12 protein-coding genes are annotated in these 14850 nt (G+C 70.8%); 7 read left to right on the top strand and 5 right to left on the bottom strand.

Annotation, left to right across the window (positions count from 1 at the left end; genetic code table 11):
- Nucleotides 1–60: 60 nt before the first annotated feature.
- Nucleotides 61–822 (bottom strand): GntR family transcriptional regulator, encoded by a 762-nt coding sequence (locus ACIQLK_RS03325; protein ID WP_400363857.1) that lies wholly within the window; start codon nucleotides 820–822, stop codon nucleotides 61–63.
- A 152-nt stretch (nucleotides 823–974) separates the two neighbouring features.
- On the opposite strand from ACIQLK_RS03325, the gene iolC reads away from it, so the two are divergent.
- The 7 genes from iolC to iolG are packed head-to-tail and all read left to right on the top strand — an operon-like array spanning nucleotide 975 to nucleotide 9221.
- Nucleotides 975–1937, top strand: a complete 963-nt coding sequence (gene iolC / locus ACIQLK_RS03330) for a 5-dehydro-2-deoxygluconokinase (protein WP_400362882.1) — start codon at nucleotides 975–977, stop codon at nucleotides 1935–1937.
- Nucleotides 1934–2851 carry a deoxyribose-phosphate aldolase gene (locus ACIQLK_RS03335; protein ID WP_400362883.1) on the top strand — a complete coding sequence of 306 codons (918 nt, stop codon included), beginning with the start codon at nucleotides 1934–1936 and terminating at the stop codon, nucleotides 2849–2851. The genes iolC and ACIQLK_RS03335 overlap by 4 nt, the downstream gene beginning before the upstream one ends.
- Nucleotides 2848–4389, top strand: a complete 1542-nt coding sequence (locus ACIQLK_RS03340) for a CoA-acylating methylmalonate-semialdehyde dehydrogenase (protein ID WP_400362884.1) — start codon at nucleotides 2848–2850, stop codon at nucleotides 4387–4389. The genes ACIQLK_RS03335 and ACIQLK_RS03340 overlap by 4 nt, the downstream gene beginning before the upstream one ends.
- Nucleotides 4390–4428: 39 nt before the next feature.
- Nucleotides 4429–5337 (top strand): 5-deoxy-glucuronate isomerase, encoded by a 909-nt coding sequence (gene iolB, locus ACIQLK_RS03345; protein ID WP_400362885.1) that lies wholly within the window; start codon nucleotides 4429–4431, stop codon nucleotides 5335–5337.
- Nucleotides 5337–7262, top strand: a complete 1926-nt coding sequence (gene iolD / locus ACIQLK_RS03350; protein ID WP_400362886.1) for a 3D-(3,5/4)-trihydroxycyclohexane-1,2-dione acylhydrolase (decyclizing) — start codon at nucleotides 5337–5339, stop codon at nucleotides 7260–7262. The genes iolB and iolD overlap by 1 nt, the downstream gene beginning before the upstream one ends.
- Nucleotides 7259–8176, top strand: a complete 918-nt coding sequence (locus ACIQLK_RS03355; protein WP_400362887.1) for a sugar phosphate isomerase/epimerase family protein — start codon at nucleotides 7259–7261, stop codon at nucleotides 8174–8176. The genes iolD and ACIQLK_RS03355 overlap by 4 nt, the downstream gene beginning before the upstream one ends.
- Before the next feature lie 34 nt (nucleotides 8177–8210).
- On the top strand, nucleotides 8211–9221 hold the full coding sequence (iolG, locus tag ACIQLK_RS03360) for an inositol 2-dehydrogenase (RefSeq protein ID WP_400362888.1): 1011 nt from the start codon (nucleotides 8211–8213) through the stop codon (nucleotides 9219–9221).
- Nucleotides 9222–9325: 104 nt separating this feature from the next.
- Here iolG and ACIQLK_RS03365 read toward each other — a convergent pair whose 3' ends face one another.
- The 4 genes from ACIQLK_RS03365 to ACIQLK_RS03380 all read right to left on the bottom strand — a co-directional run bounded on the left by ACIQLK_RS03365 (nucleotide 9326) and on the right by ACIQLK_RS03380 (nucleotide 14849).
- A complete protein-coding gene (locus ACIQLK_RS03365) occupies nucleotides 9326–10570 on the bottom strand; it encodes a saccharopine dehydrogenase family protein (RefSeq protein ID WP_400362889.1) in 1245 nt (414 codons plus the stop codon).
- A 19-nt stretch (nucleotides 10571–10589) separates the two neighbouring features.
- The gene (locus ACIQLK_RS03370; RefSeq protein ID WP_400362890.1) at nucleotides 10590–12134 is read right to left on the bottom strand and encodes an APC family permease; all 1545 of its coding nucleotides are present in this window, start codon (nucleotides 12132–12134) and stop codon (nucleotides 10590–10592) included.
- A gap of 142 nt (nucleotides 12135–12276) precedes the next feature.
- Nucleotides 12277–13080: an energy-coupling factor transporter transmembrane component T gene (locus tag ACIQLK_RS03375; RefSeq protein WP_400362891.1), complete on the bottom strand. Its 804-nt coding sequence runs from the start codon at nucleotides 13078–13080 to the stop codon at nucleotides 12277–12279.
- Nucleotides 13077–14849, bottom strand: a complete 1773-nt coding sequence (locus ACIQLK_RS03380; protein WP_400362892.1) for an ABC transporter ATP-binding protein — start codon at nucleotides 14847–14849, stop codon at nucleotides 13077–13079. Before ACIQLK_RS03380 ends, ACIQLK_RS03375 begins: the two co-directional genes overlap by 4 nt.
- Nucleotide 14850 lies beyond the last annotated feature (1 nt).

Here is a 14850-nt window from a genome sequence, read left to right on the forward strand (position 1 = left end):
CGATGCGACGTTTCCCGGCCCGATCGGGACCTCGCGTGTCCGGTGCGGGGTGGGCAGCGGCTACTTGGCGACGAGCGTCGTCTCGAAGCTGTAGAGATCGGGGCGGTAGCAGTGGTGGCCGTATTCGAACGCGCGGCCGGAGTCGTCGAAAGCGACCCGCTCCATCGTGAGCACCGGCCCGTCGGACTCGATGTCGAGCAGGTCGCCCTCGTCGCCCGTCGCGCTGCGCGCGCCGATCTTCTGCTTGGCGACCCGGATCGTCACACCTCGCGCGCGGAGGATCTCGTAGAGCCCGTGCTCCTCGAGCTGCTCCCGGGTGATGTCGGCGAATTCGGGCGGCAGGTAGTTCTCGAGAACCGCGACCGGCACGCCGTCGGTGCTCCGCTGCCGCCGGACGAAGACCACGTCGTCGCCGACGCTCAGACCGAGGCTCTGCGCGACGACCTCGGACGCCGGCACGACCTCGTGCCCCAGCACGCGGGTGGCGGGCACATGCGAGGAGTTCTTGAGGTCCTCGTAGAGGCTCGTGAGCTCGACCGCACGGGTCACCTGTCCCTGGACGACCTGCGTGCCGATGCCGCGGCGTCGCACGAGCAGACCTTTGTCGACGAGTTCCTGAATGGCGCGGCGGATGGTGGGCCGCGACAGGCCGAGGCGCTGGCCGATGGCGATCTCGTTCTCGAGGCGACCACCGGCGGGGATCGCGCCGGAGTGGATCGCGGCCTCGAGCCGGCTGGAGACCTGGAAGTAGAGCGGGACGGGTCCGGTGCGATCGAGATCGGCGAAGAGTTCCGCGGGCCAGTAGGTGTCGGCGTCGACCACAGCCCTCACGCTCCTTCTGGTGGATGTCGGGTGTCGCCGGCATTTGTACCGACAACATCACGTGTCAGGCTAACGGCACTTCGCGTCTGGACCCCGGATTTCTCCATGTGATATTGTTAGGACATGTTCGCGCCTCGAGACACGACCGCCGGATGACCTCTCTCGCCACCGCCCCGGAGGTCCTGTCGCTCGGACGTCTCGGCGTCGACATCTACCCGCTGCAGATCGGTGTGGGCCTCGAAGAGGTCTCGTCGTTCGGCAAGTTCCTCGGCGGCAGCGCCGCGAACGTCGCCGTCGCGGCCGCCCGCTACGGGCATGACGTGTCGCTCGTCTCCCGCGTCGGCGACGACCCGTTCGGCCGGTACCTCCGCAACGAGCTCGACCGTCTCTCGGTCGATCCCGCCCTCGTCGCTGTCGACCCCACGTACAAGACGCCGCTGACCGTCTGCGAGATCTTCCCGCCCGACGACTTCCCGCTGTACTTCTACCGCGAACCCAAGGCCCCCGACCTCGAGGTGACGCCGGACCAGCTGCCGACCGACGTGCTGGCCGAGGCATCCATCTTCTGGCTCACCGTCACCGGGCTCAGCCAGGAACCCAGCCGGTCCACGCACCTCGACGCCCTGCATCGCCGCGGACGCGCCCGCCACACGATCCTCGACCTCGACTACCGGCCCATGTTCTGGCCCGACCCCGCCGAGGCGGGCGCGCAGGTGTCCGCTGCCCTCGAGCACGTGACCGTCGCGGTGGGCAACCGCGAGGAGTGCGAGGTCGCCGTCGGCGAGACCGACCCGATGCGTGCCGCCGACGCGCTGCTCGAGCGCGGTGTCGAGCTCGCGATCGTCAAGCAGGGGCCGGAGGGAGTGCTCGCGAAGACCCGCGACGAGATCGTCGTCGCGCCGCCGCATCCCGTCGAGGTGGTCAACGGGCTCGGCGCGGGCGACGCGTTCGGCGGCGCCCTGTGCCACGGCCTGCTTCTCGGCTGGGACCTGGAGCGGATCCTGCGCTTCGCGAATGCGGCGGGCGCCATCGTCGCGTCGCGCCTGGAATGTTCGACAGCGATGCCGACGACCGACGAGGTCGAGGCGATCCTGAGCGCGGGGAGCGCGGCATGAGCGACCGAGTCATCAGCGAGGCGGCCTTCGCGCGTCTGCGCGAACTGCGCGCCTTCGACCCCGAGGCGATCCGTCACGCCGTCGCGACCCGCACCCGCAGGCACCTCGACGCCGGCGACGGCCGCCTCTTCATCGTCGCCGCGGACCACCCGGCCCGTGGTGCGCTGGCGGTGGGGTCGGATGCCACGGCCATGGCAGACCGCTATGAGCTGATCGAGCGCCTCGCCATCGCGCTCAGTCGCCCCGGTGTCGACGGCGTCCTCGGGACGCCCGACGTCATCGACGACCTCGCCGCCCTGGGTCTGCTCGACGGCAAGATCGTCGTGGGCTCGATGAACCGCGGCGGACTCCGTAGCGCCTCGTTCGAGATGGACGACCGTTACGGCGCCTACGACGTGCCGTCGATGATCTCGGCGAACCTCGACTTCGCCAAGGCGCTCGTCCGCATCAACCTCGGCGACCCGGCCACGGCGGCGACCCTCGAGGCGACGGCGCATGCGGTGACCGCGGCGGCGGGCGCCGGCATCCCGATCATGCTCGAGCCGTTCATGAGCACGTGGCGCGACGGTCGCATCGTCAACGATCTGTCGACGGATGCTGTGGTCTTGTCGGTCGCGATCGCCTCGGGCCTCGGCGGATCGAGTGCGTACACCTGGATGAAGCTCCCGGTCGTGCCCGACATGGAACGCGTCATGGCGGCCACGACGCTGCCGACGCTGCTCCTGGGCGGCGACTCCGGCGACGACCCCGACGAGACGTTCGCCTCGTGGCAGGACGCCCTCGCGCTTCCCGGCGTCCGCGGCCTCACGGTCGGCCGGACCCTTCTCTACCCGCCGGACGGCGACACTGCTGCGGCGGTCGACATCGCCGCCGGCCTCGTCCACTCCTCACTCCTCGCGAAGGACCCGTCATGAGCACCCCCTCCACCCAGACCCGCGTCATCGGCCACTGGATCGGTGGCGCGCACCGTGCCTCGACGAGCGGGCGGACCGCGCCCGTCTACAACCCGGCGACAGGTGCCGTTCAGGCCGAGGTCGCCCTGGCCGACCAGGTCGAGATCGACGAGGCGATCGCTGCGGCCGACGAGGGCTTCCGGGCGTGGTCCGCGTTCTCGATCGCGAAGCGGCAGGGCGTGCTGTTCGCGTTCCGTGAGCTGCTGAACTCCCGCAAGGGGGAACTCGCCGAGCTGATCACGAGCGAGCACGGCAAGGTCGTCTCCGACGCCATGGGCGAGATCCTGCGCGGTCAGGAGGTCGTCGAGCTCGCGACCGGGTTCCCGCACCTCATCAAGGGCGCGTACTCGGAGAACGCCTCGACCGGCGTCGACGTCTTCTCCATCAAGCAGCCTCTCGGTGTCGTCGGGGTCATCTCGCCGTTCAACTTCCCCGTCATGGTGCCGCTGTGGTTCGCACCGATCGCGATCGCGGCCGGCAACGCGGTCGTCCTCAAGCCCAGCGAGAAGGACCCGTCGGCCGCGCTCTGGCTCGCCGAGCTGTGGGCGGAGGCGGGCCTCCCCGCCGGCGTCTTCACCGTCCTGCAGGGCGACAAGCTCGCCGTCGACGGGCTGCTGCACAGCCCGATCGTGCAGTCGATCTCGTTCGTCGGGTCGACCCCGATCGCGCAGTACATCTACGAGACCGCGTCGCGGAACGGCAAGCGCGTGCAGGCCCTGGGCGGAGCGAAGAACCACATGCTGGTCCTCCCCGACGCCGACCTCGACCTCGTCGCCGATCAGGCGGTCAACGCCGGTTTCGGCGCGGCGGGGGAGCGGTGCATGGCCATCAGCGTCGTGCTGGCCGTCGAGCCGGTCGCCGACGAACTCATCGCCAAGGTGACCGAGCGCATCGCGAAGCTCCGCATCGGCAACGGCGCGGGTCAGGACGGCGTCGAGCCCGACATGGGACCGCTCATCACCGACGTCCACCGCGACAAGGTGGCCTCCTACGTCGACATCGCCGAGGCCGACGGGGCGACGGTCGTCGTCGACGGTCGCGGCTTCACGGTCGCCGGCCACGAGGACGGCTTCTTCTTCGGACCCACGCTCCTCGACCACGTCCCGACGACCTCCCGCGCCTACACCGAGGAGATCTTCGGCCCCGTCCTCTCGGTCGTGCGCGTCGAGAGCTATGACGAGGGCCTCGCGCTCATCAACTCCGGCGAGTTCGGCAACGGCACGGCGATCTTCACCAACGACGGCGGTGCGGCGCGCCGGTTCCAGCACGAAGTGCAGGTCGGCATGATCGGCATCAACGTGCCGATCCCGGTCCCCGTCGCGTACCACTCCTTCGGCGGCTGGAAGAAGTCGCTGTTCGGCGACGCGAAAGCGTACGGTGTCCACGGGTTCGACTTCTTCACCCGTGAGAAGGCGATCACCAGCCGGTGGCTCGACCCCGCCACGCGCGCCCTCGGCGAGCACGGCGGCATCAACCTCGGCTTTCCCCAGAACACCTGATCGCCCGCCGCCCGGCGGCGGTCCTCCGAGAGCACGAAGATGAGCATCGAGAACACCTGGTTCCACGCCCGCGGCGACCTCGCCGCGGGCGGCTGGGAGAGCGTCGTCGATCGGGGCACCCCCGGCTGGCAGCACACCGGCATCCGTGTCGCCCACCTCACGGACGGCGACGCCGTCGAGCTGTCGGAGAGCGACGTCGAGCGGATCATCGTGCCGCTCGCGGGCTCGTTCGAGGTCGACCACCGTGATGGAGACGACCACGAGCGGACCACGCTGCGCGGACGTCGGTCGGTCTTCGACGGCCCGACGGACGTGCTCTACCTGCCCGTCGGACGCACCGCGACCCTCACGGGCCTCGGCCGCGTGGCCGTCGCGGAGGCCCCGGCATCCGTCCGCCACCCGTGGCGACACATCGCCGCAGAAGAGACGCCCGTCGAGCTGCGCGGCGCGGGATCGTCGAGCCGCCAGGTGCACAACTTCGGCACGCCGCAGGCGCTGCAAGCCGACCGCCTGATCGTCTGCGAGGTCATCACCCCCGAAGGCAACTGGTCGTCGTACCCACCGCACAAGCATGACGAGCACGTTCCGGGGCACGAATCGCGCCTCGAGGAGATCTACTACTTCGAGTCCGCGCCGGTGGCCGGGTCCGCGGCATCCGCCGACAGCGCGTTCGGCATGTTCAGCACGTACTCGTCGCGCGCAGGCGAGATCGACATCACCGCGATGGTCCGCACGGGCGACATCGCCCTCGTGCCCTACGGGTACCACGGGCCTGCCGTCGCGGCGCCCGGGTACGACCTCTACTACCTGAACGTCATGGCCGGTCCCGACCCCGACCGGGCATGGCTCATCAGCGACGACCCCGCGCACGCGTGGGTCCGTGACACGTGGGCGGATCAGGGCACCGATCCGCGACTCCCGTACCCGACCGAGGAAGGCCGATCCTGATGGCAGCGACGAAGCGGATGACGGTCAGCCAGGCGCTCATCGAGTTCCTGGCCCACCAGTGGACCGTCGACGGCGATGTGCGGGAGCGCACGATCCCCGGCGTTTTCGGCATCTTCGGCCACGGCAACGTCGCCGGCATCGGGCAGGCGCTCACGCAGCTGAACGTGCACGACCCCGACCTCATGCCGTACCACCAGGCCCGCAACGAGCAGGCGATGGTGCACCAGGCCGTCGGCTATGCGCGGATGCACCGCCGCCGCGGGACGTACGCGGCCGCGGCATCCGTCGGTCCGGGCGCCGCCAACATGCTCACGGGGGCTGCCCTCGCCACGACGAACCGCCTGCCGGCGCTGCTGCTGCCGAGCGACACCTTCGCGACCCGCGTCGCCGACCCCGTGCTGCAGCAGCTCGAGCAGCCGTGGGACATCGGACTCACGGTCAACGACGCCTTCCGCCCGCTCTCGAAGTTCTTCGATCGCGTGCAGCGGCCAGAGCAGCTGTACTCGATCGCGCTCGCCGCGATGCGGGTGCTGACCGACCCGGCCGAGACCGGCGCCGTCACGATCGCCCTGCCCGAGGACGTGCAGGCCGAGGCGCTCGACGTGCCTATCGAGTTCCTGCAGGACCGCGAGTGGCACATCCGCCGTCCGCTCCCCGAGCGCGGACCGCTCGAGCGCGCGGTCGCCGCGATCCGCTCGGCGAAGCGGCCTTTCATCATCGCCGGCGGCGGGGTCATCTACTCCGAGGCCGAGGAGCAGCTCCGTGCCTTCGTGGAGGCCACCGGCATCCCCGTCGGCACGACGCAGGCGGGCGGTGGATCCCTCGCCTGGGACCACCCGCAGTACCTCGGCGGCGTCGGGGCGACCGGCTCGCTCGCCGCCAACCGTCTTGCGGCCGAGGCCGACGTCGTCATCGGGATCGGCACCCGGTACAGCGACTTCACGACGGCATCGCGGACCGCGTTCCAGAACCCGGACGTCGTCTTCGTCAACATCAACGTCGCGGCCTTCGACGCCTACAAGCACGGGTCCGAGCTGCCCGTCGTCGCCGACGCCCGCGAGGCGCTCATCGCCCTGACGCGCGAGCTCGAGGGCTTCCGCGTCGCGGCGGACCACGCCGAGCAGGTCGCTCGGCAGAAGGCGGAGTGGGACGACATCGTCGACCGCGCCTTCGCCCCGTCGGGCGCGGACCGCCCCGGCCAGCCCGAGATCATCCACGCCGTGCACGCCGCCACCGATCCGCGCGACGTCATCGTGCAGGCGGCGGGCTCGCTGCCCGGGGACCTCCACAAGCTGTGGCGCGTGCGCGATCCGCTCGGGTACCACGTCGAGTACGCCTTCTCGTGCATGGGCTATGAGATCGCGGGAGGCCTCGGCGCCAAGCGCGGACTCGAGGCCGCCGGCGACGACCGCGACGTCGTCGTGATGGTGGGCGACGGGTCGTACCTCATGCTCAACAGCGAGCTCGTCACGGCGGTCGCCGAGGGCATCAAGATCATCGTGGTGCTCATCCAGAACCACGGCTTCGCCTCGATCGGACACCTCTCCGAGACGGTCGGCTCGCAGCGCTTCGGTACGCAGTACCGCACCTACGACGCGACGGCGAAGAACTTCCAGGGCGGCGACGTCCTGCCCGTCGACCTCGCCATGAACGCGCGCAGCTACGGTCTCGAGGTCGTCGAGATCGCGGAGGGACCGGATGCCGCGGCGAACCTGACCGCCGCGGTCTCCGCCGCGAAGGCATCCGATCGGTCGACGTTCATACACATCAACAGCGATCCCCTCGTCTACGCGCCCGACGGCGCCGGGTGGTGGGACGTGCCCGTCCCGGAGGTGTCGACCATCGAGTCCACGCAGCAGGCCCGCGAGGCCTACGTCGGCGAACGCGTCGCCCAGCGCCCGCTCCTCGGCGGAGGCGCCCGATGAAGGCGACGGTCGCCGGCGCGCCGGTCAGCTTCGGCGTGTTCGAGCTGACGCCCGAGGGCGCCGAGACGATCTCACCGGAGGCGATGATGGCGGCGCTCGCCGAGGCCGACTACGCCGGCATCGACCTGGGGCCGCTCGGGTTCCTCGGTGAGGACGCCGCCCTCCGCGACCGCCTCGAGCGATTCGGTCTCGGCCTCGCCGGCGGCTGGGTGCAGCTGCCGTTCTCGGACGACGAGGCCTTCGCCGCCGCCCTCCCCGACCTGCGCGCGGCGCTCCGGCAGTTCTCGGCGGGTGCCGACGCCGGCGCCGGACCCCTGCCGCTGCCGACCCTCGCCGACGACGGGTCGTCGCTCCGCCGCGGTGCTCCCGGTCGCGGCGCCGAGGTCGACCGGCTCGACGCGGATGCCTGGGGTCGCCTCACCGACAACGTCGCCCGCGCCGCACGCATCGTCCGTGACGCCGGCTTCGAGCCGACGTTCCACCACCACGCGGGAACCTTCGTCGAGTCGCCCGACGAGATCGACCGGTTCATCGCCGACACCGACATCGACCTGACCCTCGACACCGGCCACCTCTTCATCGCAGGCGGCGACCCGCTCGCGGCCGTCGAGCGCTGGGGCGACCGCATCAACCACCTGCACCTCAAGGACGTCGACCTCGCCGCGCTCCGCCGGGTGCTCGCCGCCGGAGGCGGGATGCCGGAGGTCTGGTCGGGCGGCTCGTTCGTCGCCTTCGGGCAGGGCGACATCGACCTCGCATCGGTCATGTCCGCCCTCGACGCCCGCGGGTACGAGGGGTGGGTCGTCGTCGAGCAGGACGTGCTCAACGGCCCCGACGTCGCGCTCGACGCCTTCGTCACCGCCCGATCCGCAGATCAGATCACCAACCGCGACGCCCTGCGCGCGTGGGTCTGACCCCCATCACCTTCTCTCGACGAACAGGAACGACATGACCGCCACCCCCGTCCGCTTCGGACTCTTCGGCTCCGGACGCATCGGTCAGGTGCACGCCGCGAGCATCGCCGCCTCACCCGACGCCGAGCTCGCCTGGATCGCCGACCCCTTCACCGAGGGTGCCGAGCGCCTCGCCGCGCAGTACGGCGGGAAGACCACGACCGACCCGGCGGAGGTGTTCGCCTCGAGCGAGGTCGACGCGGTGCTCGTCGCCTCGCCGACCCCCACGCACGTCGACCTCATCCGTGCCGCGGTGGAGGCCGGCATCCCGGTGCTCTGCGAGAAGCCGATCGACCTCGACATCAACCGCGTCGAGGCGCTCCGCCCCGTCGTCGCCGCTGCCGGCGTCCCCGTCGCGCTCGGGTTCAACCGCCGCTTCGACCCCGGCTTCCACACCGCGCGCGCCCGGGTCGCGGCAGGCGAGATCGGCCGACTCGAGCAGCTGACGATCATCAGCCGCGACCCCTCGGCGCCGCCGGCGTCGTACGTCGCCGTCTCGGGCGGAATCTTCCGCGACATGACGATCCACGACTTCGACATGGCGCGCTACTTCCTTCCCGACATCATCGAGGTCACCGCCTTCGGCACGACGACCTTCGACGACGGCGCCCGCGAGCACGGCGACTTCGACACGACGACCGCGATCCTCAAGTCCGCCTCGGGCGCGCTCGTCACGATCATCAACTCGCGGCACAGCACGACCGGCTACGACCAGCGCATCGAGGTTTACGGCAGCGAGGGCGACCTCACCGTCGCCAACCAGGGCACGAGCCTCGTGAGCCTGTCGAACGCGAACGGCGTCGCAGCCGGTGCGCCGTTCGAGGCATCCATGGTCACCCGCTACACCCCCTCGTACCGGGCCGAGCTCGCGGAGTTCCTGAAGCTCGTGCGCGGCGAGGAGTCCGCGAGCCCGACGTTCGACGACGGCCGCGCCGCCCTGCTGCTCGCCGACGCGGCGCAGCGCTCCGCGACCGAGGGCGTGTCGGTCGCCGTCGACCTGACCTGAGCCGGACTCGAGGTCCCGATCGGGCCGGGTGTGCGCACGCGCTTACCGGCCGGATCGGGACCTCGCCGCTACCTAGGCCCCCTGCGCCCGAGACCTCGCCCGGCTCAGGCGTCGCTCGCGACGGGATGCGGCTGCTCCCGCATGCCCCACGGCGAGCCGTACCCCTCGGGCTGGGGCGCGGCGAGTAGCTCGAGGAACGGCTTGGCATCGAACGCCTCGGGACCGAGCACGCCCGTTCCCGACCAGGTACCGCGGGCGAGCAGTTCGAGCGCGATCACGGGGTTGATCGCCGTCTGCCAGACGACGGCCTGCGAGTTGTCCTCGCGCATCGTCTGCTCGTTGTCGGCCACGTGGTACAGGTAGGTCGAGCGCGGCTGCCCGTCCTTGCCGGTGCCCGTGACCCACACACCAGCGCAGGTCTTGCCGCTCATCTTGTCGCCGATGGTCGCGGGGTCGGGGAGCGCTGCCGCCACGACGTCGCGCGGCGAGACCTGCACGCCCTTCACCGTCAGCGGGTCGGTCCTGTCGAGCCCGAGCTTGTTCAGGACCTTGAGCACCTCGATGAACTCGTCGCCGAGACCGTACTTGAACGTCACGCGCTTGGCTTTCGTCCACCGCGGCATGAGGAGCACCTCCTCGTGCTCGACGTTGACGCACTCGACCGGTCCGATGCCGTCGGGGAAGTCGAACACCTCCGGCTCGCTGAACGGCTCGGTGACGTACCAGCCCTTCCCCTCCTCGTAGATCACGGGAGGGTTCAGGCACTCCTCGATCGTCGTCCAGATCGAGAACGACGGCGCGAAGTCGTAGCCGGCGACGACGAGGTTGGCGCCGTCGCGGACCCCCAGCTCGTCGATCTCGTCGAACAGCTCGTCCTCGGCGTAGCGGGCGAACACGTCCGACAGACCCGGCTCGACGCCGATCCCGACGAGCGCCAGGCGCCCGGCATCCGCCCACTCGTCCTCCTTCGCGAACTGCGCGTCGCCGAGCTTGACGCCCACCTCTTCGTAGGGGCGCTCCGGATGCCGCTGCGACAGGCTCATGGCCATGTCGAGGTACGTCGCCCCGGCCGCGAACGCGCCGTCGAAGATCGGCATGACGAACCGCGGGTCGACCGCGTTGAGAACGTGCGTGGCGGAGTGCTCGCGGAGGAGGGATGCCACGGAGTCGGCGTTCGAGGCATCCACCTGCGCGGCGGCGAAGCGCTCGTCGCCGAGCTCGTCCACGAGAGCCTGCGGGCGGGCCGGGTCGTAGTCGGCGATGACGACGGCCTCGAAGAAGTCGCGGCGGCGGAGGATGCGGGCGGCAGCGCTGCCGACACCGCCCGCGCCGATGATGAGGATGCGCATGCGGGTTCCTTTCGGGCGGTCAGATGCCGCCGTCGATCGAACGGGGGAGCGAGCTCGTGTCGTCGGGGACGAGGACGGGGGTGTCGCGGTTGAGGCTCTCGCCACGGAAGAACCGCTTCGCCCGCGGGAAGAAGAACCAGACGACCATCAGGACCGCCCCCAGCGCGAGCGCCCCGATGCCGACGACGAACGTCGAGCCGATCCCGAGGAGGGTGCCGTAGTAGCTGTAATCGGGGGCGAGCATGTCGATCGCCGACTGGATGAACGCGTAGGTCAGCATGATCGCGCCCAGGAGCGGGAACAGCCCTTTGAAGAAGAAGTCGCGCGCGGAGCGGAAGAGATCGGCGCGGAAGTACCAGACGCAGGCGTAGCCGGTGAGGGCGTAGTAGAACGCGATTGCGAGGCCGAGCGAGAGGATCGTGTCCTGCAGGATGGCGTCGCTGATGGTCGTCATCGCGACGTAGTAGACGATCGCGACGACGCCCATGACGAGCGTCGAGAAAGACGGGGTCCGGTAGTCGGGGTGGACGTCCTTGAACTTCGCGGGGAGCGCCCGATAAACGCCCATCGCGAGGGTGCCGCGGGCGGTCGGCAGGATCGTCGTCTGGGTGGACGACACCGCCGAGATGAGGACCGCCACGACGAGCAGCCAGCCCCAGGGGCCCAGTAGTCCGTCGCGGATGCCGAGGAAGAAGTCGTCGGCATTCTCGGGGTTTCCGAGCCCACCGCCCTCGTCGCCGAGGCCCGCGTACATCATCGCCGCGATCGTGACGGAGACGTAGGTGACGAGCAGGAGGACGCAGGTGAGCAGAGCGGCGAGCCCGGGGATGCGCTTCGGGTCCTTCGTCTCCTCGTTGAGTGCGAGGCAGGTGTCCCAGCCCCAGTAGATGAAGATCGCGAGCAGGATCGCCTCGACGAACCCGCCCCAGTCGCCGAACGCGAACGGGTTCAGCCACTCCCAGCTGAAGGGCGTCGCGCCCGGAGCGCCCCAGGTGAAGAACTGGGTGAGTGCGGCGATGACGAAGACGACGAGGGCGAGATACTGGATGCCGAGCAGGACGTTCTGGACGCGCTCGCCGATCTCGATGCCGCGCCACGAGATCCAGGTCATCGCCGCGATGAAGGCGACGGCCACGACGATGATCCGCCAGTCGTTCTGCTCCTCGAACTCCTGCCCGAAGAGAGCCCAGAAGTAGATCGAACCGACCTGCGCGAGGTTCGCGAGCACGATCATGCCCGCGATCGCGACGCCCCAGCCGCCCATCCATCCCACCCAGGGCCCGAAGGCCTTCGTCGCCCAGGTGAACGCCGTCCCGCAGTCGGGCACCGCGTTGTTGAGCTCGCGGTAGGCGAAGGCGATGAGCAGCATCGGGATGAACGCGATGACGAACGCGATCGGTGCCTGGCCGCCGACGGCGAGGACGACGTAGCCGAGCGTCGCGACGAGCGAGTAGACCGGCGCGGTCGACGCGAGACCGATGACGGTCGAGCCCCAGAGGCCGAGAGTGCCGGCGGCGAGACCCTTGCCGTCCGGCCGGGTCAGGTGAACGGGTGTCGTGGTCACGCGGGCCTCCTCAGAAACGCGAAACGCCCCCGCGCGGGGTGCGGTCGGCGGCCTCGGGAGTGCCGGCCTCGCGGGAAGGGTGCCTCACAGTAGCACCGGAGTTCCGCGCCGCACGAGACCCGATTTCACCCGATCGGTCGGGTCAGAGCCCCCAGGGGAACAGCGCCGCGAGGATCGTCGCCGAGACCGCCCAGAACACCAGGACGAATACGGTGTCGCGCCTGCGCCACGGGACGAGGTGGCGTTCGGTGCGATCGGGATGGGCGCCGAAGGCGCGGGCGTCCATCGCGAGGGCCACGCGCTCCGCGTGCCGGATCGCCCCGGCGAGCAGCGGCACGACGTAGCCCGCCCAGCGGCCGATCGTCGCGAACGGTCCACGGCCGCCGTGTGCACCGCGTACCCGGTGCGCCTGCCGGATCACCTCAAGCTCATACCCGAACCGCGGCACGAAGCGAATCGCCGCGAGCGCCGCGTACCCGATGCGGTACGGCACGCGCAGCTGCTGCACGGCGGCGCGCACGAGGTCGGGGCCGGTCGTGGTGAGCCCGGCGACGAGGCCGAGCGCGAGGATCGCGGCCAGACGCGCACCCGTCGCGAGGCCGACCTCCACGGCGCCGGCGCGGAGCGTCCAGGCACCGGCAGTGAGAAGGGCGGGCGTGTCCGCGACCAGGGCGGGGTCGACCCACAGTCCCAGCGAAAGTCCCAGGATCGCCGCCCCCACGGGCACGAGGAGCAGGAGTGCGATGAGGCGAGCGGAGAGGCGGGCTCCGAACAGGATCAGCGTGTACGCGATCCCGAGGAACACGAGCGGGGTGGCGAGGTCGCGGGCGAAGACGAGGGCGATCATCGCCGGAAGAGGCGCCGCGAGCTTCGCCAGCGGGCCGATGCGGCTCAGCAGTCCCCGCCCGACGGTGCCCGGCGCATACGGGTCCGCGACGGCGGTCATGCGCGTCCTCCGCGCGGGCCGTGCGCGGGAAGCTCTCGGAGCGCGGTGACGCCGGAGAGGAACGGATGCCGGGTGACGCCCCGCAGCGCCTGGTGCAGGGGCGGGCGCCGCAGTCCCGTCTCGCGCAGCAGCTCCTCATCGGCGAAGACGTCGGCAGGGGCGGCATCCGCTCGGATCCGGCCGTCGTGGACGACGATCGCGCGATGGGCGTACTCGGTGACGAGCTGCATGTCGTGCGTGACGACGACGATCGTCGTACCCACCTCGTTCAGGTCGCGCAGTAGGCGCAGCAGCTCGTCGGCGCGGGCGCGGTCCTGGCCGAATGTCGGCTCGTCGAGGGCGAGGATCGGCGCACCCGCGTTGAGCGCGGTCCCGACCGAGAGCCGCCGCTTCTGACCACCCGACAGGAGGAACGGGTGCACCTCGGACTTGCCCGCGAGACCGAACCGCTCGAGCATCGCGATCGTCCGCTCGCGCACCTCGTCGTCCGAGAGGCCGCGGCGGCGCAGCCCGTGGGCGAGCTCGTCGAAGACGGTGTGCGCGATGAACTGGTGCTCGGGGTTCTGGAAGACGAAGCCGATCCGCCGCGACAGATCGCGGAGGGCGATGGCAGCCGGGTCCGCACCACCGACCCGCACCGTTCCGCGGGGCGGGGTGAGAACGCCCGCGATCGCCTGCACGAGTGTGGTCTTCCCCGCCCCGTTCGCACCGATGACGGCGACGAACTCGCCTGCCCCGACGGTCACGTCGATGTCGTGCAGCACGGTCCGGCGCCCGCGCCGGAGGGTCAGTCCCCGCACCTCGATCGCCGCGTGGTCCGTACTCCGGACGGATGCCACTGACGGCGCGTCATCGGGAGCAGAACGACCCATCGATCCGGAGAACGGTCCGCCGCTCCGGCCCACCGGCGCCTCGGCAGCCTCAAGCGCCTCGGTCAGTTCCGCAGGGGTGAGCGGCAGCCGTGGCAGGTCCCAGCCCGCCCGTCGCAGCGCGAGTGCAGCCATCGTCGAGACGGGAAGCCAGACGCCGAGCGCCTCGAGCTCTTCCGCCCGCTCGCGCAGCACCTCGTCGACCCCGCCGTCGGCGACCGTCCGACCGTCGGCGTCGAGCACGACGATCCGATCGGCCAGACCGGCGGCCGCGTCGAGGTTGTGCTCGACGAGCAGGATCGATCGGCCGTCGGCGGCGACGTCGTGAAGCGCCGCGTACACGTCCTCGATGCCGGCCGGGTCCAGGTTGGCCGTCGGCTCGTCGAGGACGAGCAGCTCCGACCCCATCGCCAGCGCGCAGGCGATCGCCAGCCGCTGCTTGCCGCCGCCCGACAGCCGATCGGGGTTCTCGCCGCGCCGATCCCACAGGCCGACCTGACGGAGCGCGCGCTCGGCGCGGGCCAGCACTTCGACGACCGGCATCCGCATGTTCTCGGGACCGAAGGCGACCTCATCGAAGACGCTCCCCGTCACCAGCTGCGTGTCGGGGTCCTGGAAGACCATGCCGACGTGACGCGCGAGCGTTGCGACGGGTGTCTCGCGCGTGGACAGACCGCGCACCGCGACGGCCCCCTCGAGCCGCGCCGGGACGGCCTGCGGGATCAGGCCGTCGGTCGCGAGGGCGAGCGTGGACTTGCCCGACCCGCTGGGGCCCAGCAGCAGGACGACCTCGCCGGCCGCGACGTCGAAGGTGACGGATGCCGGGGCCGCAGCATCCGCTCCCTCATGGGTGATCGCGACGCCCCGCAGATGCAGCAGCGGCGCCCGGTCATCGGTCACG

Origin of the sequence: Microbacterium sp. NPDC091382, assembly GCF_044757025.1 — a bacterium.
Classification (GTDB): domain Bacteria; phylum Actinomycetota; class Actinomycetes; order Actinomycetales; family Microbacteriaceae; genus Microbacterium.